Source organism: Paenibacillus sp. GCM10012306 (assembly GCF_042649265.1).
Taxonomy (GTDB): Bacteria; Bacillota; Bacilli; order Paenibacillales; family Paenibacillaceae; genus Paenibacillus_AQ.
On sequence record NZ_JBHRYW010000012.1, the window covers coordinates 24217 to 45507 of the forward strand.

At 48.3% G+C, this 21291-nt stretch carries 20 protein-coding genes and 1 pseudogene; 16 read left to right on the forward strand and 5 right to left on the reverse strand.

Annotated elements, in window-relative coordinates:
- Window positions 1-46 precede the first annotated feature (46 nt).
- Entirely contained in the window at window positions 47-1363 is a 1317-nt protein-coding gene (locus ACFORK_RS22535; protein ID WP_379203249.1) for an SEC-C metal-binding domain-containing protein, read from the forward strand.
- 202 nt (window positions 1364-1565) lie between these two features.
- Window positions 1566-2828, forward strand: a complete 1263-nt coding sequence (ilvA, locus tag ACFORK_RS22540) for a threonine ammonia-lyase IlvA (protein ID WP_379203251.1) — start codon at window positions 1566-1568, stop codon at window positions 2826-2828.
- 171 nt (window positions 2829-2999) lie between these two features.
- Here ilvA and ACFORK_RS22545 read toward each other — a convergent pair whose 3' ends face one another.
- Both ACFORK_RS22545 and ACFORK_RS22550 read right to left on the reverse strand, forming a co-directional pair.
- Window positions 3000-3950 (reverse strand): hypothetical protein, encoded by a 951-nt coding sequence (locus ACFORK_RS22545; protein ID WP_379203253.1) that lies wholly within the window; start codon window positions 3948-3950, stop codon window positions 3000-3002.
- A 39-nt stretch (window positions 3951-3989) separates the two neighbouring features.
- Complete coding sequence (locus ACFORK_RS22550) at window positions 3990-4652, reverse strand: DUF1129 family protein (RefSeq protein ID WP_379203255.1); 663 nt, start codon at window positions 4650-4652, stop codon at window positions 3990-3992.
- A 182-nt stretch (window positions 4653-4834) separates the two neighbouring features.
- On the opposite strand from ACFORK_RS22550, the gene ACFORK_RS22555 reads away from it, so the two are divergent.
- From ACFORK_RS22555 to corA, 7 genes are all read left to right on the forward strand, one after another.
- A complete protein-coding gene (locus ACFORK_RS22555; protein WP_379203257.1) occupies window positions 4835-5038 on the forward strand; it encodes a hypothetical protein in 204 nt (67 codons plus the stop codon).
- A gap of 176 nt (window positions 5039-5214) precedes the next feature.
- On the forward strand, window positions 5215-6048 hold the full coding sequence (locus ACFORK_RS22560; RefSeq protein ID WP_379203259.1) for an alpha/beta hydrolase family protein: 834 nt from the start codon (window positions 5215-5217) through the stop codon (window positions 6046-6048).
- Window positions 6049-6133: 85 nt separating this feature from the next.
- Window positions 6134-6910, forward strand: coding sequence for a DODA-type extradiol aromatic ring-opening family dioxygenase (locus ACFORK_RS22565; protein ID WP_379203261.1), 777 nt, complete (start codon window positions 6134-6136; stop codon window positions 6908-6910).
- 160 nt (window positions 6911-7070) lie between these two features.
- A complete protein-coding gene (locus ACFORK_RS22570) occupies window positions 7071-8165 on the forward strand; it encodes a DUF3048 domain-containing protein (RefSeq protein ID WP_379203263.1) in 1095 nt (364 codons plus the stop codon).
- Window positions 8166-8473: 308 nt separating this feature from the next.
- Complete coding sequence (locus tag ACFORK_RS22575) at window positions 8474-9091, forward strand: DUF47 domain-containing protein (protein WP_379203265.1); 618 nt, start codon at window positions 8474-8476, stop codon at window positions 9089-9091.
- A gap of 18 nt (window positions 9092-9109) precedes the next feature.
- Window positions 9110-10099: an inorganic phosphate transporter gene (locus tag ACFORK_RS22580; RefSeq protein ID WP_379203267.1), complete on the forward strand. Its 990-nt coding sequence runs from the start codon at window positions 9110-9112 to the stop codon at window positions 10097-10099.
- A gap of 136 nt (window positions 10100-10235) precedes the next feature.
- Window positions 10236-11195 (forward strand): magnesium/cobalt transporter CorA, encoded by a 960-nt coding sequence (gene corA, locus ACFORK_RS22585; RefSeq protein WP_379203269.1) that lies wholly within the window; start codon window positions 10236-10238, stop codon window positions 11193-11195.
- 441 nt (window positions 11196-11636) lie between these two features.
- Here corA and ACFORK_RS22590 read toward each other — a convergent pair whose 3' ends face one another.
- The gene (locus ACFORK_RS22590; RefSeq protein WP_379203271.1) at window positions 11637-12197 is read right to left on the reverse strand and encodes a tyrosine protein kinase; all 561 of its coding nucleotides are present in this window, start codon (window positions 12195-12197) and stop codon (window positions 11637-11639) included.
- Window positions 12198-12557: 360 nt separating this feature from the next.
- On the opposite strand from ACFORK_RS22590, the gene ACFORK_RS22595 reads away from it, so the two are divergent.
- From ACFORK_RS22595 to rlmD, 4 genes are all read left to right on the forward strand, one after another.
- Window positions 12558-12848, forward strand: a complete 291-nt coding sequence (locus ACFORK_RS22595; RefSeq protein WP_066379478.1) for a YerC/YecD family TrpR-related protein — start codon at window positions 12558-12560, stop codon at window positions 12846-12848.
- A gap of 21 nt (window positions 12849-12869) precedes the next feature.
- Entirely contained in the window at window positions 12870-13637 is a 768-nt protein-coding gene (locus tag ACFORK_RS22600; protein WP_379203537.1) for a sirohydrochlorin chelatase, read from the forward strand.
- Window positions 13638-14180: 543 nt separating this feature from the next.
- A complete protein-coding gene (locus ACFORK_RS22605; protein ID WP_379203274.1) occupies window positions 14181-15071 on the forward strand; it encodes a diacylglycerol kinase in 891 nt (296 codons plus the stop codon).
- A 439-nt stretch (window positions 15072-15510) separates the two neighbouring features.
- Entirely contained in the window at window positions 15511-17058 is a 1548-nt protein-coding gene (gene rlmD, locus ACFORK_RS22610; RefSeq protein ID WP_379203276.1) for a 23S rRNA (uracil(1939)-C(5))-methyltransferase RlmD, read from the forward strand.
- 575 nt (window positions 17059-17633) lie between these two features.
- Here rlmD and ACFORK_RS22615 read toward each other — a convergent pair.
- The gene (locus ACFORK_RS22615; protein ID WP_379203278.1) at window positions 17634-18545 is read right to left on the reverse strand and encodes a helix-turn-helix transcriptional regulator; all 912 of its coding nucleotides are present in this window, start codon (window positions 18543-18545) and stop codon (window positions 17634-17636) included.
- Between the two features lie 98 nt (window positions 18546-18643).
- Here ACFORK_RS22615 and ACFORK_RS22620 point away from each other — a divergent pair, with 98 nt between their 5' ends.
- The 3 genes from ACFORK_RS22620 to ACFORK_RS22630 all read left to right on the forward strand — a co-directional run bounded on the left by ACFORK_RS22620 (window position 18644) and on the right by ACFORK_RS22630 (window position 20454).
- Complete coding sequence (locus ACFORK_RS22620; protein WP_379203280.1) at window positions 18644-19585, forward strand: alpha/beta fold hydrolase; 942 nt, start codon at window positions 18644-18646, stop codon at window positions 19583-19585.
- Entirely contained in the window at window positions 19561-20160 is a 600-nt protein-coding gene (locus ACFORK_RS22625; protein WP_379203282.1) for a YdeI/OmpD-associated family protein, read from the forward strand. The genes ACFORK_RS22620 and ACFORK_RS22625 overlap by 25 nt, the downstream gene beginning before the upstream one ends.
- Before the next feature lie 105 nt (window positions 20161-20265).
- On the forward strand, window positions 20266-20454 hold the full coding sequence (locus ACFORK_RS22630) for an alpha/beta fold hydrolase (protein ID WP_379203284.1): 189 nt from the start codon (window positions 20266-20268) through the stop codon (window positions 20452-20454).
- 217 nt (window positions 20455-20671) lie between these two features.
- On the opposite strand, the pseudogene ACFORK_RS22635 reads toward ACFORK_RS22630, so the two are convergent.
- A pseudogene (locus ACFORK_RS22635) lies at window positions 20672-21275 on the reverse strand (IS110 family transposase); the annotation flags it as partial.
- Between the last annotated feature and the right edge of the window lie 16 nt (window positions 21276-21291).

Consider the following 21291-nt stretch of genomic DNA (forward strand, 5'->3'; position numbering starts at 1 on the left):
CGCTGAATGGCGTATATTCAGTCACAGATTTAAGGGGGAATTAGTTTTGAGTAAGGTTGGAAGAAATGACTTGTGCCCGTGCGGCAGCGGGAAAAAATATAAGAAGTGCTGTCTCAACAAAGAGACGTCTGCGGTTGAATCCATACTGCGGCTGGTAACAACGGAAGAAGCTGCGGCACATGAAGCAGCAACCGTCGCCCCGGAAATGGATCAAGAGGCAACAGTACAACCCGCCAAGCGCCCGGAGAACAAGCTTACCCTGGCCAAGCTTAGAAAAATGGTATCCCGTGACCTAAAGTGGGAACATCCGTCCCATGAGCAATTGGGGTTGCATCTCATAGAGAGCATGAGAAATGAATTCGACAAGGAGCTTATTCAAGAGGCGCTTGTCCTGTGGAACGGCTATTCTCGTCAGACCAAGCCTGCGGTCAAGAAGATGGGTTCCTTCTGTGCAGCGATAGAATATCTGCTGTCTGAAGAGTACGGCTTCCTTCTCACCCAAGCGGAATTGGCGATTAAATATGAGGTTACTGCGGCAACGATCTCACGTAAAGTGAAGGAAATGCTGAATTATATCGAAGAGTTCGGTATGGGCGAAGCGCCTGACACATTGGCTGAACTGAACAGCCTGGGGAGTCCGAAAGAGAAGGAACATGCACTGCTGCAAAAAGTGATGGAAACCCCATCGGCCAAACGCCGGATTCAGCTTGCGCGTACGATTCTGGAAATTTACCCTGACAGTGCTGACGCTTATCTTGTTCTCGCTGAGGAATCCGAGGATGAGGAAGAGGCGCGTGCTTTTCTAAAAGCCGGGATGGATGCCGGAGCACGCGAACTGGGCGAAGACTTCTTCAAGGAGAATAAAGGTTATTTCTGGGGTCTTGTAGAGACCCGGCCTTATATCCGTATCTGTAAGAGCTACGCGGATTCTTCTTGGTTCGGCGGAAACACTGAAGAAGCGATTAACACGCTGGAGCACGTGCTGGAGCTGAACCCGGACGACAACACCGGCGCCCGTTATTTGCTGGTAGCAGCCTATCTCTACAACAACAAGCTGGGTAAGGCGGATCAGCTTCTTAAGCAATATGGTAAAAATGATGCCGCTGCTTCCTATGCCTATGGCCGTATGTTGCTGGAGTACAAGAAGAACGGACTGACTGCCCAGCTAAAAATGCTGTATCGTGTTGCCCGCAATGTGAACAAGCATGTGCCTGAATATCTGCTTGGCACCAAGCGGCTGCCTCATAATCTCCCGGACTATGTTGGGAGAGGCGATGCCAATGAGGCGATTGAGTATGTCATCGTGAATTCACGCCTTTGGACAAGCGTGCCAGAGCTGCTGAAGTGGATGTTGAAGCAATAATGGAAGAGTGATGTCTGAGATGCCCCTGCTGGCGTCCAGCAACGAATAACAAGAGGTGTCACGAAAGTCATGAAAGGATGACTGCGGGACACCTCTTATTGTATTTTCTACCTAAGAAAAACTGGCCTTGAAAAAAGTCTGAGGGAATAGTATGTTACAAGAAGCAAAACGATTAGACAGAGACAGTGAGGCGAGGAGAGTCATGAGAGAAGACGAAGACCGGATCTTGGGGATGGAAGATATTGTACGAGCACACCACGTGCTGCGGGAGGTCATTGTTCGTACGCCGTTGCAGCGTGATGCGGTACTGTCTGCCAAATATGAATGCGAAGTGTACTTGAAGCGGGAGGATCTGCAAATTGTCCGCTCTTTCAAAATACGCGGGGCTTATAATATGATTCGCAGTTTGTCCCCAGAGGACAGAGAGAAAGGGATTGTCTGCGCCAGTGCAGGCAACCATGCCCAAGGTGTGGCTTATTCCTGCAAAGCGCTTGGAATCAAGGGCAAGGTCTATATGCCGAGCACTACACCAAGCCAGAAGGTGAAGCAGGTTCGTCGCTTTGGTGGGGAGTTCGTAGAGGTCATTCTGAAGGGAGATACCTTTGATGATGCCTATGATGAAGCGTTGCAGGCCTGCATTGATTACGGTATGACGCTGATTCATCCGTTTGACGAGCCGAGAATTATTGCCGGCAACGGAACAATTGGCATGGAGGTTATGGAAAGCTTGGACAACCCTGCCGACTTTATTTTCGTGACCATTGGCGGCGGTGGCTTGGCTGCAGGCGTCTCAACCTATGTCAAAACGGTTAGCCCTGCTACGAAAGTCATTGGCGTTGAGCCACTTGGCGCGGCTTCCATGAGTGAAGCCTTTAAACAGGGCAAAGTGGTGACCTTGGATCACATTAACAAGTTCGTGGATGGTGCGGCTGTTAAACGTGTAGGTGGATTGACGTACGATATCTGTGCACGTTCTCTGGATGATGTCGTTATGGTGCCTGAAGGTAAGGCTTGTACGACTATTCTGGAGTTATATAATGAAAATGCTATTGTTGTGGAACCAGCAGGCTCCCTGCCTATCGCGGCGCTTGATCAGTATCGGGATCAAATCCGCGGCAAGACGGTGGTCTGTATCGTCAGTGGCGGCAATAATGATATTGATCGGATGCAGGAGATCAAGGAACGCTCGCTGATCCATGAAGGTCTGAAGCATTATTTCATGGTGAATTTCCCGCAGCGTGCCGGTGCACTTCGCGAATTCCTGGCAGAGGTGCTGGGTCCGGAAGATGATATCACTCGTTTTGAGTACACCAAGAAGCATGACAAGGAGAACGGCCCTGCACTGGTTGGCATCGAGCTGTCCAGTAAGGAATCGTATGCCCCGCTGATCGAACGGATGCAGCAGAAGGGCATGGATTACACAGAAATCAATAAGGATATGAATTTGTTCAATATGTTAATTTAATTGGATACGGCAGAGAGCTGTATGATCATAAAAAAGGCCCGTCCCACTGTGTTCAATAGTGGGACGGGCCTTACTGTTTAGCTGTCGTGTTGCATAGCTGTCTGAAGGTCTGCATTGCATGATCCCAGGCTACGGAAGTCATTAATGACTCTCTGCGTAACAGTTATATGGCTAAGTCAGCGGGACTTCCTTGGATCTGTACTGCTCTACCTTGTCGTCGAGCAGATAGCCGTTCTCTTTCAGCAGCTTCATGAAGCCTTCGAGCTTCTGCAAGAAGGGGCTGTTATCCGTGTTCTTGGCTGATAACAGACTAGCATAGGCCTTCTGTGCCTCCAAATCCATTTCGAGATTATCGTAATGGAATAGGGGGGTGTTATTCAGGCCGTAGAATGTGCTGGCTGTGTACTTCGTGTACAACTGCTTGGCCGCCGTAATCCGGTTCGACTTCGGATAGCTTCGGGTAAACTGCTCGGCTGCCAGGGCACGGGCAGCGACCTCGGTCCAAGCGATGACCAGCCCGTTATCCTTGGCGGAAGGCAGATCCGATTCAGCAGCCATCATCGTGATGTAATCACTGATGTCCTTCATGACATATATTTTGTATTTACGGTAGGCTCCATAATCAATTACAGGGAAGTAAGTCCCTTCTGCCGTCTCAAGTTTATAGCCGCTCTCTCCAGCGGTCTCCAGCAACGTTCGCAGGGCAGGGTCCTTAACACTCTCTGCCAGTTTGACCATACTGACCTGAGGTTTGTATACGGCAGCCAGCTGGCGTTGCACATCACTTCTGCTAAATTTGTTCTCCCATGCCCCAAGAGCGGCCTTGTGCAGGTTCTCAAGCTGCAAAGTCATCATCGTGGCCCGGTAAGAAGTCACTGCATACAAGTTGCTGTTCAAATATTTAATCGCCTGGGGAAGCTTGGACGACGACGAGAGCAGAGGCTGGGCAGCCTTATATATTGCTTCCGAATGACTGTTGTCTGCGCCTGTTGTGGAAGTCTTGCTGGTATTTTCTTGAGTGCTTGATCCACTCCCTGCTGCATATGTAGATTCGGCAGGTACAGCTTGTACACCGATGGTAATCGCAAGAACGGCTGCTAATAAGTAGGGCTTCTTGTTCATATGTGCTTCCTCCTGTCTGTTTGGAATGGAGTAAGAGACTTATTTTTTCAAGAACAGCACTTTCAGGCCGATCGCCCCGACAGCGAAAATAATCAGACTAACCCAAGGGGAGATCGTGAAGACGGGCAGCAGCGTATCCAGGTACATTCCAACAAATATCACTATAGCTGCTATAGCAATATAAATACCCAGTCCCTTGAGGTCAAAACCCTTTGCCTGCGGAGTGTCGCTGTCAGACAAGGCAGACATCCACTTCAGAAACAATTCAATGACGACAATGGAGCCAATGCCCACGGCAATGAGGGTGAAGAGGCTGATCTGGCTGAATATACCTGCTGAGCCGGTAGTCCATTGAAACAACAGACCGAATGCGCCTAATACACCGAAAAGGGAGGTCAGGGCCGCCCATGGAATCATCAGGTAGTAACTCAGCTTGCTTCTGGCAGGAGCCTCAGGTACACTTTCCACGATTTCTCTGAAATAGTCTTCCGGATGCTCTCCGAAAACTTGTTTAGCGTTCTTCCCCTTGCCTTGTTCCTGAAGCAGCAGCTTGGCCGCTTCCAGGAGTAGTTCCTCCGTACGAAGAGCATCAACCCGGCTGGCCCGCATCGCGAGAATCATATCCTCAAAATACGAGCGGTTGAACGGTGTCATCTGCTCGCGAAGTGCGTTGTTTTCCTTAATCATATCTTTGACTTTCATGGGTTGGATATTACCTCCAGTATCGTAAATCATGAGTACCTTAGCCTAAAGTATACGTTTGACGAGCCGGTAAGTGCAAGGAAATGCATTTCAGCCCGTGATGCATAATCCTTATCAAAGCGTGAACACTGATAAGGTAATGGCTTGAACAAATACAGCACTTGGAAGGGCAGGCGAAGGTTATGGGACATGGTGATCAGAAGGAGCAGAATAGATTCATGGGCGATGGCTTTGAGCCTGAACCGACTCATAGCATGGTTGATTGGGGCGGCTCCGATGGCTTCAGTCTCTGGGATGCTGCCACCGATACGTCCGAGGAGAACTGGATGAAGGATTGGGAAGGCAGACAAGAAACACATGACATGTTCCACAACAGCTATGAATGACGGGCCCTTTTAAGCCACTGTGGCCTCTTTTGTTCCCGGTGAACAAAAGAGGTCTTTTCCTTTTCTATTGACAATAATTATGGATACCGTATAATAAGAATATAATTCATACTAATTCAATCGGAATTACAAAATATATCAAATGCAGGTATAGATTTTAGAAGGAGGACATGGCAATGGAACGCGCAATTGTAATCCGGCATAACGGGGAGGAACTGACCGCTAGCATTCATTATCCAACAAAAGAAAAAGGGACTACCACCGGGCGCTGCAAGGATCGGGTTCCTCTGGCAGTGATTTGCCATGGATTTGTAGGCAACCGGATTGGGGTGGACCGGATTTTTGTAAAAGCTGCTCGTGAGCTGGCTCAGGATGGTTACTTGGTCATTCGTTTTGACTATGCAGGCTGCGGTGAGAGCAGTGGGAATTACGGCAGCGAGGATATGGAATCCATGATCGCCCAGACCCGTGCGGTATTGGATTATGGTATCAGCTCCTGCGATGTAGATCCGCAGCGGGTGACGCTGATTGGACATAGTCTTGGCGGAGCCGTTGCGCTGCTGACCGGGATTCGTGATCGTCGGGTGAAGAATTTGGTCTTGTGGGCGGCAGTGGGTTATCCATTCAATGATATCGTGAAGATTGTCGGCCGGGATGCCTATGATCAGGCGGTCAAGAAGGGTTCAGCGGATCATGCTGGATATTCGTTCACCCCTGTGTATTTTAACTCTTTGGCTGCTTTCCAACCGTTCCAGGAGGCTGGAAAATTTAGCGGTGATGTGTTGGTCGTTCACGGGACCTCAGATGATGTTATTCCGGTGGACTACGCCTTTCTTTACCAAAAGCTGTTCTGGACTCGGCCGGAAGGCCGCTGCGATAAAGAAATTATTTTTCAGGGAGATCATACCTTCTCCTCCGGTCCGGCGCAGGAGCAATTGCTTAAGCGGACACGGGAGTGGATGAACGAGCAGGAGCATCTGCAGGAGGAATGGCAGAACTGGATGATATAGAAAGCTGTCCTCTACTCGCCAAATAGGGGAAGAAGGGGTAAAATAAAGATGCAGGCCATATACTGGGTTAGGAGGTTGGCATCCTATGAAATTACCCGCATTTTTTATCGCGCATGGTTCCCCGTTGCTTGCCCAGGAGGATAACGAATATACCCGGTTTCTGGAGCGACTCGGCCGTGATTTAGAAAAACCCCGTGCTATTGTAGTCTTCTCAGCGCACTGGGATAGTCCGGAGCAGCTCTTGACTGTGGACGTTCAACATGAGGCGAAACACGACTTCTACGGATTTCCTGAGGAGATGTACTCGCTGACCTATCCGGCTCCGGGCGATCCTGAGCTGAGCCGTGAGATTTCGGAGCTGTTCAAGGCAGAGAACCTGCCGCATCAGCCGGTGCTTGGCCGTGGACTGGATCATGGCGTATGGGTGATCCTGAAGAAGCTATTCCCGCAGGCAGACGTACCTGTTGTTGCGTTATCGGTAGACTCTTTGCGCTCCCCTAAGGAGCAATACAACATTGGGCGCATGCTGGCCCCGCTGCGAGAACAGGGCGTGCTCATTATCGGCAGTGGCGGATTGGTGCATAACCTGAGACTGCTGAGAGAAGATGATCAGCCCGAAGCATGGGCACAGGAATTTGACGCTTGGGTTGGTAAAGGCCTTCAGTCCTGGAATCTTCCTGAGCTGTTCGCCTATGAGAAGAAAGCACCGCATGCCCGAGAAGCTGTTCCCACTTATGGAAAAGAGCATTTTGTGCCTCTCTTCTATGTTATGGGCGCCGCGGATGAGGGCAGACAGGCACAGCTAATGATCCAGGCTTATCAATACGGGACCCTTAGCCTGAATTGCTGGATGCTGGACTAGAACTGAATATGAGACCTTGAGGATAATGAATATAGGGTGCAGCCGGATTTTACCGGGTGCACCCTTTTTGAATATTTTTTAAATCCAAGCGAAACCAAGACAAAATGGACTAGCTGTGATTAAATGGAAGAAACGCTTGAAAGAGAGGAATTTCCCGCTTATGATATTGAACCGTGCTTCTTCCCGTTTGCTGTGCAGCCTTCTTCTTGCCGGGGGGCTGTTGTCTGCTTGTGGAACCGAGACTGCACTGAATCAGCCGGTAGCAACCAATGAGTCGGTCCCCGAGCCGACGGTGTCCATTGAGCCTTCGCCATCCCCGGTGCCTGCCGGTGGGCCTATATCCGGCTTGACGGGACTACAAGTCCCGGAGGAAACCGTGCTGCCGCGGCCTTTATCCATAATGATCAACAATGCGCCAGCCGCCCGTCCACAATCGGGGGTAAGCGAAGCGGATATTTTATATGAAGTGCTGGCTGAGGGGGGGATTACCCGCTTGATTGGTGTGTTTCAGAGTCATACTGGTGTTGTCAAAATCGGTCCGATTCGCAGCATCCGCCCTTATCTTATTGATATCGGCGAAAGCCACGGGGGAGTGACCGTGCATGCGGGAGGTAGCCCAGACGCTTATGCCATTCTGCAGAGACAGAAGAAGGAAGATCTCGATGAGATCGGCCGGGCCGGGGCCTATTTCTGGCGGGACAAGGAGCGCAAAGCGCCGCATAACCTGTACAGCAACACAGCAAAGCTTAGGGAAGGGTCGGAGAAGCTAGGATATGCGCAGGATACGCCAGTACCCGGTTATCTTTTCAACAATCCTGATGCCGTACCAACCGGAGGGAAAGCCGCACCTGAATTCAGCGTGAATTTTCTATTGAAGAGCTATGATGTCGGGTATAAATATAATACTGAGCGTGGGACCTACCAAAGATCGGTGAACGGTAAGCCACATTTGGATCTCAATAATGATCAACCAGTGGAAGCCGCGAATATTGTCGTAATGGGAAGTGACCATAAGGTGCTGGATGATGTCGGCAGGCTCCATGTTGATGTGGAGCTCGGAGGAGAGGCGCTGCTGTTCCAGCGCGGAGAAGTCATTCAAGGACGCTGGACGCGGAGGCCCGGTGATATTATTCGTTTTGTGAAGGATGGAAAAGAAGCAGGGATGTATCCGGGTGTCACGCATATTTTGATTGTGCCCAATGCACCGTCATTCAGCAGTCACATTGTTTATCCGGGGGCGGAAAAAACAACCTAGGGAATAAGTTGAATCATACAGGCGAACAGTAAGGGTATGCCCCAGTTATTAGGCAGGAAAGTGTTGGCAGCTGGTAAAACGCTTAAAATGGCAGTTTTCCAATCCAGTATGTCCCATTATTTCCGCGAATGTAGAAATATTATATCTATTCGTCGAATTTGTTATCATACTGTAAAAAAGTTGTCGACTTTTACTTCTATCCCTTCCACCGTTATGTTAAGATAACAGAGTTGTCATTCATTTTCATGCTCTTTCATTTGGATGACTTCGCGTTTAGACCGTTATTTTATGTAAAGGGGTTTAAAATGATGAAGTTGAGAAAAAAGGACATATTCTTTGAGACGCTGGAAAATATGGCGGATACCATTGTCCAAGCTGCGGATTATTTTGCTCAAAATATTGCTAATCTTCAGAATAACGTGGAGAGCTTTGCCGCAGAGATGAAGAAATACGAATCCCAGTGTGATACTTACACGCACACCGTTATCAAAGAATTGAACAAAACGTTCATTACGCCTCTAGAACGCGACGACATTATGGACCTGATCACGAGCATGGACGATGTCATTGACGGCCTGGAAGCTTCAGCCTCACGTTTCTATATGTATAACCTGCTTGACCCGGACGAATACATTATTCAATTTGCAGAGATTCTCCGTCAGAGCGCTTATGAAATTCAAAAAGCGGTTCACCTTCTGTCCCAGAAGAAATTGCTGGCAATCCGTGAATATACCATTCGTCTGAACGATCTCGAGAATCAGGGTGATGAAGTGCTGCGTACTTGCACAAAAGTCCTGTTCGAAAAAGTGAAGGACCCGATTGAGCTGATCAAGCGCAAAGAGCTGTACGAACGGCTGGAGACGACGACCGATAAATGCGAGGACGTCGCCAACAAGCTGGAATCGATCATCATGCGTAACTCATAATAAGGGGCCTTCAAATATATGGATACATCATTATTGGTGCTTGGCATCGTTGTATTTCTCGCGCTTGCGTTCGACTTTATCAACGGTTTCCATGATACGGCCAACGCAATCGCTACCTCTGTATCAACACGGGCGCTCCCGCCGCGTACAGCGATCATTTTGGCAGCTTCTATGAACTTCATCGGCGCACTGATGTTTACCGGTGTCGCTAAGAAGATTGGCGGAAGTATAACGGACCCTACCCTGCTGGATAACGGAATTCAGGTCGTTATTGCCACACTTATCGCCGCGATTATCTGGAACTTGGTAACCTGGTGGTTCGGAATTCCGTCCTCCTCGTCCCATGCGCTGATCGGTGCTTTGGCTGGGGCAGTGTACATTGGAGCCGGTTCGGATCATATCAAATGGAACGGTTTTATCGAAATCGTGGAAGGCCTTATCTTCTCGCCACTGATTGCTTTTGTGATCGGTTATATTGTAATGACGATCCTCAAGTGGATCTTCGCGAAACGCAGTCCGCATACCGTCAACAAAGGCTTCCGGACGATGCAGATTATTACGGCCGCGCTGCAGTCCTTTACCCACGGTACGAATGATGCGCAGAAGGCGATGGGAATTATTACTTTTGCCCTAGTGACCTCAGGTCATCTGGACTCCATGGAAGTGCCACTCTGGGTTAAAATCGCTGCAGCAACTGCGATGGCGCTCGGAACCTCTGTGGGCGGCTGGAAGATTATCAAGACGATGGGCTCGAAGATTTTCAAAATCGAACCGATTAACGGCTTCGCGGCTGATATCTCGGCAGCTTCGGTTATTTTCTCGGCAACATTGCTGCATTTGCCTGTAAGTACGACTCACGCCATTACCTCGGCAATTCTCGGGGTTGGATCGGCTAAGCGCTTCTCTGCTGTAAAATGGGGCGTAGCCGGACGGATCGTCATTACCTGGTTTATTACGATTCCAATCAGCGCAGTGCTGGCGGGACTGATCTTCAAACTCTTTTTCTAAAATAATAGGTAAGAGTTCATATAAGAGTCTGATCGACATTAGTCGATTGGGCTCTTTTTTTTGTAGTTGGGAGGAAGGGGATGAATGCGGTACAATGAGAGCAGAGGCCCGAGGACAGAACGGAGGATTTCATCATATGATACGTACGATGGCGGTAACCCATCAGGGCGAAGTGCTGACAGGGCTGCTGCTTCCAGAGATCCAAATAGCGGATTACGCTTGGATCTGGGTTGATTTTGCAGCGCCTACAGCAGAGGAGACGGCACTTCTGGATAGCTATTTTCACTTTCATCCCCTGGCGATTGAAGATTGCATGCATGTGCTTCAGCGCCCGAAGCTGGACTATTACGAGAATGTACAGTTCTTCGTGCTGCATGCGCTGAATGAACGCACATTGGAAGCGGAAGAGGTTGACCTATTCCTCAGCAAGAACTTTCTGGTCTCCTATCATCATCAGGAGAAGACGGAGATGAATGAAGCGTGGGAGCAGGTGAAGCAGGACATTCATAGCCGTAAAGGCTGGTCGGGCGGACCGATGGCTGCCGCGTATTCAGTGATGGACAAGCTGGTGGACAAATATTTTCCAAGTTTATATAGTATCGAGGATGAGCTGGCGGATCTGGAGAGTATGGGCAGCAAGGAATCCGTGGAGGAGTTAATGAGCCAAGTGTTTGATGTCCGTGGGCGTCTATTGAAGCTGCGCCGGACCATTGTGCCCATGCGTGATCTGATGTACCGGATTGTCAATTCACAGCATGTGCAGAGCAATGGGGAGGAACGGATTTATTTTGGCGATATCTATGACCATCTGTTGAAGCTGACCGATATGATCGAGGTGGATCGTGAAATGACCGCCGATCTCCGGGATAGCTATATCTCGCTGAACTCCAACCGGATGAACTCTATTATGAAAACACTAACGGTCATCACCACCATCTTCATGCCGTTGACGCTGATCGCCGGAATCTATGGGATGAACTTCAAGATCATGCCCGAGCTTAATTGGAACTTCGGCTATTTTGGCGTCTTGCTGCTCATGGTAGTTCTCACTGTTGGGATGATCGCTTGGTTCAAGCGGAGTGGCTGGTTTAAATAGGCTAGGTGGAACAAATATATGAGGCAGCAGCACAAATGTCCTGGGACATTTACGCTGCTGCCTCTTTTTGATAAAGTGTCGAAAATTGACGAGACGAGAAGTGCACAATAGACAGGAGCCGAAGCGGCAGGGCTGCGCAGTGATAGCGCAGAGAATCGTAGAGACTAGAGGCTGTAGAGGCCAGAGACGACAGAGACCAGAGACCAGAGAGACTGCAGACCATAAGACGCAGAAACCGTAGAGACCGCAGAAATCACATAAGACGCAGAAACCGTAGAGATCGTAGAAACTAAGACGCAGAAACCATAGAGACAGTAGAAATTGCAGAGATACAGCAGAGACAGTAAAACCGTAGAGATATCGCAGAGATACTGTAGAGATCCGCCGTGGTCAAAGCTGTTCGGCGAGCTGCCAGATCCGGTCAACGACCTTTAGTATCTGCTATTTACGACGACGTTGGCGGGAGGGTGAGGAAGTGGTGCGTTTGCCGCTGGAACGGGAAGATGATTTGCGTCGTCCGGAGGAAGGCGATCTTTTCTTACGGCGCTTGGGTCTGTACAGAGCGGCATCCTCTTCAGCGGCCAGTGCTCCGGAGGACCCTTTTCCCTTGCCAAAGGACCCCATGACCAGCTTTACCATCGGGGCCATCTGCTGAAAGCTCGACACCATCTTCTGGACCTTGCCCATCGAACTCACGATTCCGTCAATGCCACCCATCCGGTCGACAAAGCCTTTGATCTGCTCCATGTTGGCCAGATTTCCCAAATTCCCCAGATTCCCAAGTCCACCGAGAAGCCCGCCTGCTTTGGTAGTGACCTCCTCGGCTACTGGGGCCAGTGCCGTATCTGCTACTTCCGCTGCACCCAAACTGGGTAACAATTCGCTGTTTCCCAGCTCTGGAGTTTGTACGTAGGGACTGATTCCAGGGTAGGGTGATGTATTCAACGGATTAGCCAGTGAACGGTGGCTCCGGCGGGAATGATTATAGTAATGCTCAGGCATAATATCACATTCCTTCGTTTGAGGTTTGCTATAATGTATGTCATGGGCGAACATAAGGTATAGACAAACGCCCGGGTTTACGGGATAGGAGCGGAAAAGGGCGTATGCCCATATCGGGCTGTGGAAATGAAAAAAGCGTGTCTGCGCTTGATTTTCGACGCTTTTGTAGTACTATAGGGAAGGCGGTTTAACATCAGGGATGAAAAGGAGAGAGGGCGAATTACAAAAAAACATGTACACCTGGGGTGGACAAATGTCCGTCGATTTCGTTCTTTACAGCGTGAAACCGTTAATGCTTGAAAAAAGCGCTCCAGTACAATATAGTTAGAGGCAGAAGTCACAATAGGGGATGATTAATTAATGCAGCTGAAGAAGCTAAACGATAAAAGTGTGGATCAATTATTCGAAGCTATTTTAACATTGAAAAATATGGAAGAGTGCTACATATTCTTTGACGATCTGTGCACGGTGAACGAGATTCAATCGCTGTCGCAACGTCTTGAAGTCGCCCGCATGCTGGGCAAAGGCTCTACCTACAACCAGATTGAAGCAGAGACAGGAGCGAGCACGGCGACCATTTCGCGTGTCAAACGTTGCCTGAACTACGGCAATGATGGATATAAAATGACATTGGAACGTTTGGGACGCTAATTCGTGAGACCGGGCGTACTGATGATCAGTCACGGTTCACGCGACGATGCTTGGGTATCTATCGTGGATGAAGCCGTAAACGGCATATCGCTGCGGGAAGACCTTCCCGTGGCGGTTTCTTTTTTGGAGCTGGTGGAAGGCCGATTAATCCAGGACGGCATTCATGCCTTGGAGGCGGCGGGAGTCACGGATATTCTGGTGGTTCCGCTGTTCGTGTCGTCCGGAAGTACGCATGTCGATGAGATAGCATATGCGCTCGGCGTGAAGGCGGAGCCTGAACTGGAGACGGATTTACAGCCTTTTGCGGTTACCGCTAACGTGCATTATGGTGATCCCATTGATGATGATTCAGATATTGCGGTCATTCTCTGGGATAAGCTGCGTGAGCTGTCGGTTCATCCAGAGCGGGAGACGATTCTGCTTGTGGGGCATGGTAGTAGGTACGACGGCTTTCGCCAGCGCTGGGAGCGGGGGATTGCTTCACTGGCGCAGCGCGTAGGACAGGTTAGTGGCGTTGCTGCGGCTGATTACGCCTTGCTGAATCCCGACAGCGTTCGAAGCAAGGCCGAGTATTGGCAGCAACAAGGTCATGAGGTACTGGTAGCTCCGCTTTTCTTGAGTGAGGGGTACTTTACCAAGCGCGTGATTCCACAGCGGCTTGAGGGCGTAGGCTATCAATACTCTGGACGCACACTGCTCCCACACCCCCTTTTTCCAAAATGGATTGAACGGCAGGTGGAGACCTTGCTCACGTCTGTCTTGTCCAAAGCTGGGCATACTGGGGATTGAGCGCTGAGCACGATGTACGATGGGAAATGATGAATATCCGGAATTAGAGATTGGTTGTTTGACTATGTGGTGAAAAGCAGCCTGGCTGCATACACATATTTAGATAGGTTATTTTGGATTAATAATTGCTATAAGATATGATTTCAGTGAGCTAACCTGTCGTTTTAAGATGTGCAGGGGTCTCACTTTTTGCTTTGATCTTAGAAGTCATATGATCGAAGGTTGCCTGGAGTTTTGTATGGGGAGAGGACTTCCCTTGTGGTGACGTAAGGTATGGAGTAAGATTCGTAAGAGCGCTAACGGCCTGTTTCTTTACCCTGAATGCTGCACCTGTGCCGCTGCTGAACGCTGGAATATGGTTGCTGTATGGTCTGGTAACACCTTCAGTTTCATTTAGATCTTATGGAGGTTAAGGTTATATTGCTGCGACTTCTGGGCGTTGTAAAATCCCATTCCTACGGGTCCCAGACATTGATTGTAGGGTATTGAATTGGGTATAATCAGTAAGGCTATTTAATTATACAAACAGGTGGCGTTTCGGTAATGAAAACTGCGAGATTAATATATAATCCCACTTCTGGACGGGAAGAAATGAAGAAGCGGCTCGCCGATATCCTCCACCGGCTTGATTTAGGAGGTATTGAGGCTTCTTGCCATGCGACGACAGGTGAGGGTGATGCTACGGCGGCAGCAGCGGATGCGGTTGCGCGCGGTTATGATCTGATCATCGCAGCAGGCGGGGACGGCACGCTCAATGAAGTGATCAACGGGATGGCGGAAAAGCCAAACCTTCCTCCACTTGGCGTTTTGCCGCTGGGAACAACCAATGATTTTGCCCGCGCGATGGGCATTCCGAAGAACTGGGAAGATTCAGTGGATCTGATCATCCGTCAAGAGTCACGACTAATTGATCTAGGCAAAGCCAATGATCGTTATTTCATTAATATTGCCGGCGGCGGCAGACTGACCGAGCTGACATATGAAGTACCCAGCAGGCTGAAGACGATGATGGGCCAGCTTGCTTACTATTTAAAAGGTATTGAGAAGATGGCCAGCCTGTCTCCACAGGAGCTGATCATCCGCGCCAACGGTCAAGAGCTCATCCATGACGAGTTCATGCTGTTCCTGATCGCCAATACAAATTCGGTAGGCGGCTTCGAGAAGCTCGCCCCGGATGCCCGAATCGACGACGGTCTGTTCGACGTTATTGCAGTTAAAAAGTGTAACCTGGCTGAGTTCATCCGCTTGGTCAGCCTCACCATTCGTGGCGAGCATCTGCAAGATAAGCGGGTCGTCTACTTCCGCACAGATGCTATGGAGGTTACCTCTCCGGGCCATGTCCAGCTCAATCTGGACGGCGAACTGGGTGGTTCGCTGCCAGGGCATTTCCGTATATTGCCGCAGCATCTGCGGATTTTTGCGCAGAATAGCTGAGGTGGATGAGTGGAAGTGTGTTAATGGATAAATAGTATGGTGACTAAACAAAAGACGATAATGATCAAATGTTTGGTCGAACCAAACTAACATCTGAACATCTGCGTGCTTCACACGTGTAGAGTAGGTGAATAACGGGATTTATTCCCGTTAAAACTCTGCAAATAGCTGTTTTCTGAGAAATAACTGGAATAACTCCAGTTATTTCTGTACACATACCCGATTCCACAAGTTATACTCAATAATAACTGGAGCTTTTCCTGTTGTTATCTTCTCATATAAAGTTTAACGGAGCATTAACTGGAGGAATTCCAGTTAAAATTAATTTTACATGGCTGCGTTTAACCCCATCATAGGGGCCAATGCTCTAATCCATTTTTTATAACAGATATTTAGCATCATTAATAATGAAGAACATGAAAGAAGTGAATGTGAACTAATGAGTAGACACCGCAGCGGCCGTAATACAAGCCGCCGGGACGGCACGGCCCAAGTGGCCGGACTGCCTGTGAACAAGAATGACGAGGTTATGCTCGATATCATCGGCATGACCCATGAAGGTGAAGGGGTAGGCCGCGTAGAGGGCTTTACCCTTTTTGTGCAGGGCGCTTTGCCCGGGGAGAAAATTCGGGCAAAGGTGCTCAAAACCAAGAAGCAGTATGGCTACGCCAAGCTGCTGAAGATTGAACAAGCGAGCGGCGATCGCATCGCCCCGCCGTGCGAGATCTATGACATGTGCGGCGGCTGCCAGCTGCAGCACATGGATTATGCAGCCCAGTTGGCATGGAAGCGCCAACTGGTGGTGGACAACCTGGAGCGGATTGGCAAGCTGCGGGTGGCTGGCGGACGGAGCGCAGCCGGGAGCAGCGTAGATAGCGGAGCTGGCGAGGTGCCTAATGTAAGCAATGGTAATGACTCTGCGGATGGAACTGCTGCACTTCATACCAGCGGTATTATCGTTCGTCCTACTTTGGGAATGGACGAGCCTTGGCGCTACCGCAACAAAGCCCAGGTCCCGGTTGGCGACTCTGAGGGCGGCCTAGTTGGCGGCTTTTACGCACGCGGCAGTCACCGGATTATCGACATGGAGACTTGTCTGATTCAGCATGAAGAGAATGACAATGTCGTCCGCCAGGTCAAAGAAATCGGTCGGCGACTCGGGATTACAGCCTATGATGAAGAGACTGGCAAAGGTCTGCTTCGTCATGTGGTCGTAAGAGTAGCCTTCGTTACTGGCGAAATGATGGTCGTTCTGGTTACTAACGGCGATCGCATTCCGCGCAAGGACGAATGGATTGCAGAAATTCGCCGCGAGCTGCCAGCAGTTACGAGCATCTGCCAGAACGTAAATACCCGGCAGACTAATGTGATTTTCGGAGACGTAACCCGCACCCTATGGGGCAGTGACGTCATTTATGATTATATCGGGGATGTGAAGTTCGCCATCTCCGCGCGTTCTTTTTACCAAGTGAATCCGGCACAGACCGAGGTATTATACGGCAAAACTGTCGAATACGCCGGACTTACCGGCAATGAGACTGTCATCGACGCCTATTGCGGCATCGGCACCATCTCCCTGTTCCTGGCGCAGCATGCCAAGCAGGTCTACGGTGTAGAGATTGTTCCCGAAGCCATCGAGGATGCGCGGGCTAACGCTCGCCTGAACGACATGAACAATGTAGTGTTCGAGGTAGGTGCATCGGAGGATGTCATTCCGAACTGGAAAGAGCAGGGCATCACCCCCGACGTCATCGTCGTCGATCCGCCGCGTAAAGGCTGCGACGCTCGGCTGCTGGAAACTATCCTTGCGATGAAGCCAGAGAAAGTGGTTTATGTTTCGTGTAACCCTTCCACTTTGGCACGTGATCTCCGCGTGTTGGAGGATGGCGGGTATCGTACGGTGGAAGTGCAGCCGGTGGATATGTTCCCGCATACGGTGCATGTGGAGTGTGTGGCGGTATTGGTGAAGAGTGAAACAGTGGAATAAAACCTTTTATTTACTTGAGTTTTTCAATATGGTACAGATTGAAAAGATTGATGGAACAGATAGCGGAGATCAGACTTGATGTAAAACTGATGTGAAATTCCACCCGATTTCAGCCTATATGAAAAGAAGACACCGGGGAATTGAAGTGCCCCCTGTCAAGTAGACAAATACAAAGTAATGTTAAGCAGCCTGAGTTCCGTATTTATAGGGACTCAGGCTGCTTAGTTTCGTTTGGAAACGTGTATGGTTGTAAAAGCGGATGTATAGATAATAAAAGTATTGAATTGAGATCCAAAGTAGAAAAGTACGAATAGCTTGTCCTATTTTATTCTTTGCCCCCCATCCCTAAGCATAAAGAATAAGCCCGCTGGATGGCAGAGTCTTTGCCGTCCAGCGGGCTATTAGTGTTAAGAACTTAGTGACCGGGTCATTGACCTCTTATTCCTTCGTTGCACCTGTCCAAGGAGGGGCCGGTCTTACTAACAGGGAGGATAGTGAAGATTAATTAAGGGGAACCGTACCATAAGTGACGGCGAAAAGTTGAGTTGAAGGTTGAAGCTTTAATGCTAAATCTATCAGGAATAGTTCTCCATCATTTGATATAAATAATTTCGAAAGTCTTCAACATAGGTTTTGGGCTCTACAACTTTTAGATGAGTGCCGAAGCTTGCTAAAAGTTGAAATCCCATACGATTTTGTGGGACATAAATGGTTGCTAATAAAAATCCAGAACTATGGTCTTCAATACTTCTTCGACCATACCTTTCGATGATTTGATCTTTTATGCTAGGCGATATCCATGCCTTAATCGTGACGAATTGCGGTAGATAACTTGCTTCGTGTCCTTGCTCTGACCAATCGTCTCTAAGATGAAACGGGCGTTCATCCATAGTAATATGATCGATCCGAGATAACTTGAAAGTTCGATATCCCTGTCGATGTAAACAGAATCCTTTCAAGTACCAACTCGATTCGCTAAAATGCAGCTCATAGGGCTCGACCATTCTATTCGTTACAGCCCCGTCCTTATCTGTATAATCAAACGAAACCAGCCTTTTCTTTAAAATGGATGTTTGACATGTCTTTAAGGTTTCAAGAATCTCGGACCGACCTTCCCATTCATAAAACGACAGTTGAATGGAACGATTTAGAGACAATGGACTAACCATTGCCTCTATTTTTTTTATCGTTCTTTCAACTTCTTCAGTACGGAGGATTTGTTCCAATCCGCCGAGCGCAGTTAATATATTCTGTAAATCGGAGCTGCTTAAAAGGCGTTTATCAACCTTGTATTCATCCATTATGCCGTAGCCCCCTTTGACCCCATTGACAGAGTAGATCGGGATGTTCGATAAGCTCAATGTTTCCATATCGCGAAGGATCGTTCTTTTGGAGACATTGAATAGTTGTGAGAATTCCGTTGTAGAAACAACCTCTTTTTTCAGCAATATCATGATAATCGAAATGAGTCTCTCCACTTTGTCCATAATTGCCCTCTGTTTTTCTACATGATTTCAAAAAGGTGACACTTAGATGTCACCTTTTGTTCATTATACTACATGTATCACAAGAAGGAGGAATTGCAATGTTTAATCCAACCGATTTTCCCAAGCCCACCCTTATTTCAGTCAACGGTGTGGAACTCGAAGTCTTTGAAGCAGGCCGACAAAATTTAGGAAAACCTATTGTACTCTGTCATGGCTGGCCAGAGCATGCCTTTTCTTGGCGCCATCAGATGGACGCACTTGCCGCAGCGGGCTACCATGTCATCGTCCCCAACCAGCGGGGTTACGGCAACTCATCCCGTCCGACCGAAGTAACAGACTATGACATTGAACACTTGTCGGGTGATCTCATCGCGCTTCTCGATCACTATGGATACGAGGACGCTACCTTTGTCGGTCATGACTGGGGTGCATTCGTCGTTTGGGGACTGACCTTGTTGCATCCAAACCGCGTCAATAAAGTGATAAATCTGAGCTTGCCTTACCAAGAGCGCGGAGAAAAACCCTGGATCGAGTTCATGGAAGAAATACTTGGCGGCGATTTCTATTTCGTCCACTTCAATCGACAGCCAGGCGTCGCGGACGCCGTATTCGAAGACAATACATACAGGTTCCTTCGCAACCTGTACCGGAAGAACGAGCCTCTCAGAGCACCTGAGCCAGGTATGGCGTTGATCAATCTCGCCAGGGCAGAAACACCGCTCGGTGAGCCCGTAATGAGCGAAAGCGAGCTGGCCGTTTACGTCTCCGCTTTTGAAACATCAGGGTTCACGGGCAGCATAAATTGGTACAGGAACCTTGACCGTAACTGGCGCTTATTGGCGAAAGTGAACCCAATCATCCAGCAGCCGACCCTCATGATCTACGGCGACCGGGATGTGGTTGCGAAGTCTGAAAACCTGACAAAGTTCGTGCCCAATGTGGAAGTGGTCAATCTGAATTGCGGTCATTGGATCCAGGAAGAAAAGCCGGAAGAAACAAACCAAGCGATTTTAAAATGGCTGGAACAATGGGAGATGTAGTTTTTTTCAACAACCAAGAAGAGTTTAACGATTGGTTAGAAGAACATCATGCTGAAGCTAGTGAAATTTGGGTAGGCTATTTTGGGATAAGTACAGGGCGTGCAAGCCTTACTTGGTCTGCATCAGTAGATGCCGCTCTTTGTTTTGGGTGGATTGACGGTATACGAAAAACCATTGATAAACAAAGCTATAAGATTCGCTTTACTCCGCGCAAAGTAAATAGTGTATGGAGTGCTGTGAACGTAAAGAAGGTAAAAGCACTAATACAGCTTGGAAAGATGAGACCAGAAGGAATGCACGTCTTTAACAACAGAACCGATGCACAAGGCTATTCCTCTGAACAAAGAAACGTGGAACTTGCCAAAGAATATGAAGAACAAATCAAGGCAAATCAATCAGCCTGGCTATTCTTCACTAATTTATCACCATCCTATAAAAGAGATTCTATCTGGTGGGTAATGAGCGCCAAGAAAGAAGAAACACGATTAAGAAGGCTTGGAATATTGATCGCTTCATCTGAAGAAGGGTTAAAATTTCAACATTTCAAGAAAATATTGAAGAATAAGGAAATATAAATAACAAAAGAATCGTTAAAAGGATTTTTGGTACTGCATAAATCAAATCGCTAAATGAAGAAGGGATGAAACAGTTCATCCAAAATCGCAACCCCCTTCATTTTTATGGTACAGCCGACCCTCATGATCTATGGTGACCGGGATACGGTCCAGAGGTCTGAAAACCTGACAAAGTTCGTGCCTAATGCAGAAGTGGTCAATCTGGATTGCGGTCATTGGATCCAGCAAGAAAAGCCGGAAGAAACAAACCAAGTGATTTTGAGATGGCTGGAAGAGCAGAATGATGCTGAATAGAGTCGCTTAGCAAGCAAAACTTAGAAAAACAATAAGGACACCCAAACAGGCAATGTTATTAAGTTAGGCTCAAAGGTAAGAACGGGAATAAAAATGGAATTCAAAACGGCATGGGAAAGCTCCGTGCCGTTTGTTTTTTACTTCACGCAAGGAAAAGGCGTATAACTAACAAAGCAGAAATACTGCAATAATTGAACAGGCGGAGAGAAAAGCATCGCTCTATGTTCTGTTCCAATCCAGTAAGATGCTCTTGGTACTGAAGAATGAGGGTAATAAGGACTTTCAAATTGATTAAGTGGCTTGCATACATGGTTTGCTGAAATAGGTTTTGTTTTGCCGCATCTAGCGGCCGTTGCACCCGTTGGTTAATCCAGTCCTCTGAACGCCCCCGTTTTGAAGAAAGCAGTTCTTTCATCTTAGATTTGAGTGTGTCTTCATCCGTCTGCAATACTGAATAGGAGGTTGCAAATTCACTTAAAAACCGTAATGAAATACCGGAATACATAGCTCCAAAGACACCTTTGTATGCAGGGGAAACCTGATCTAAAACAGCTTGGAATTGTAGTTTAGTCTGTACACACATCTTTGAAAGAGATTCATATTGTCTTGTAAGATAGCGCAGATTGAGAAGTTGCACACCTCTTTTTTTATAAGGTTCAAATTCTTCTTTGTAGTACAGCTCTCCCAATAGGTAAGCGTCAGCAGCATCCGTCTTTACTTTACGAAGTTGAGACTTCCTAAGCCGATGGCTTTCCGCGCTCTAGAAAGGCTTGTCCATGGCTTTCTTCTTTAGAAATATCTAGACCGATAACTGGATTCATTTCATCTCCCCATCTA

Excerpts from the sequence above, each read along its gene's own strand:
- ACFORK_RS22600 (WP_379203537.1), top strand. The coding sequence starts at position 12,870 with ATGATCAGTCACGGTTCACGCGACGATGCTTGGGTATCTATCGTGGAT.
- ACFORK_RS22560 (WP_379203259.1), top strand. The coding sequence starts at position 5,215 with ATGGAACGCGCAATTGTAATCCGGCATAACGGGGAGGAACTGACCGCT.
- ACFORK_RS22550 (WP_379203255.1), bottom strand. The coding sequence starts at position 4,652 with ATGAAAGTCAAAGATATGATTAAGGAAAACAACGCACTTCGCGAGCAG.
- ACFORK_RS22620 (WP_379203280.1), top strand. The coding sequence starts at position 18,644 with ATGTTTAATCCAACCGATTTTCCCAAGCCCACCCTTATTTCAGTCAAC.
- rlmD (WP_379203276.1), top strand. The coding sequence starts at position 15,511 with ATGAGTAGACACCGCAGCGGCCGTAATACAAGCCGCCGGGACGGCACG.
- corA (WP_379203269.1), top strand. The coding sequence starts at position 10,236 with ATGATACGTACGATGGCGGTAACCCATCAGGGCGAAGTGCTGACAGGG.
- ACFORK_RS22590 (WP_379203271.1), bottom strand. The coding sequence starts at position 12,197 with ATGCCTGAGCATTACTATAATCATTCCCGCCGGAGCCACCGTTCACTG.
- ACFORK_RS22630 (WP_379203284.1), top strand. The coding sequence starts at position 20,266 with ATGGTACAGCCGACCCTCATGATCTATGGTGACCGGGATACGGTCCAG.
- ilvA (WP_379203251.1), top strand. The coding sequence starts at position 1,566 with ATGAGAGAAGACGAAGACCGGATCTTGGGGATGGAAGATATTGTACGA.
- ACFORK_RS22625 (WP_379203282.1), top strand. The coding sequence starts at position 19,561 with ATGGCTGGAACAATGGGAGATGTAGTTTTTTTCAACAACCAAGAAGAG.
- ACFORK_RS22570 (WP_379203263.1), top strand. The coding sequence starts at position 7,071 with ATGATATTGAACCGTGCTTCTTCCCGTTTGCTGTGCAGCCTTCTTCTT.
- ACFORK_RS22580 (WP_379203267.1), top strand. The coding sequence starts at position 9,110 with ATGGATACATCATTATTGGTGCTTGGCATCGTTGTATTTCTCGCGCTT.
- ACFORK_RS22575 (WP_379203265.1), top strand. The coding sequence starts at position 8,474 with ATGAAGTTGAGAAAAAAGGACATATTCTTTGAGACGCTGGAAAATATG.
- ACFORK_RS22565 (WP_379203261.1), top strand. The coding sequence starts at position 6,134 with ATGAAATTACCCGCATTTTTTATCGCGCATGGTTCCCCGTTGCTTGCC.
- ACFORK_RS22545 (WP_379203253.1), bottom strand. The coding sequence starts at position 3,950 with ATGAACAAGAAGCCCTACTTATTAGCAGCCGTTCTTGCGATTACCATC.
- ACFORK_RS22595 (WP_066379478.1), top strand. The coding sequence starts at position 12,558 with ATGCAGCTGAAGAAGCTAAACGATAAAAGTGTGGATCAATTATTCGAA.
- ACFORK_RS22615 (WP_379203278.1), bottom strand. The coding sequence starts at position 18,545 with ATGGACAAAGTGGAGAGACTCATTTCGATTATCATGATATTGCTGAAA.
- ACFORK_RS22605 (WP_379203274.1), top strand. The coding sequence starts at position 14,181 with ATGAAAACTGCGAGATTAATATATAATCCCACTTCTGGACGGGAAGAA.
- ACFORK_RS22555 (WP_379203257.1), top strand. The coding sequence starts at position 4,835 with ATGGGACATGGTGATCAGAAGGAGCAGAATAGATTCATGGGCGATGGC.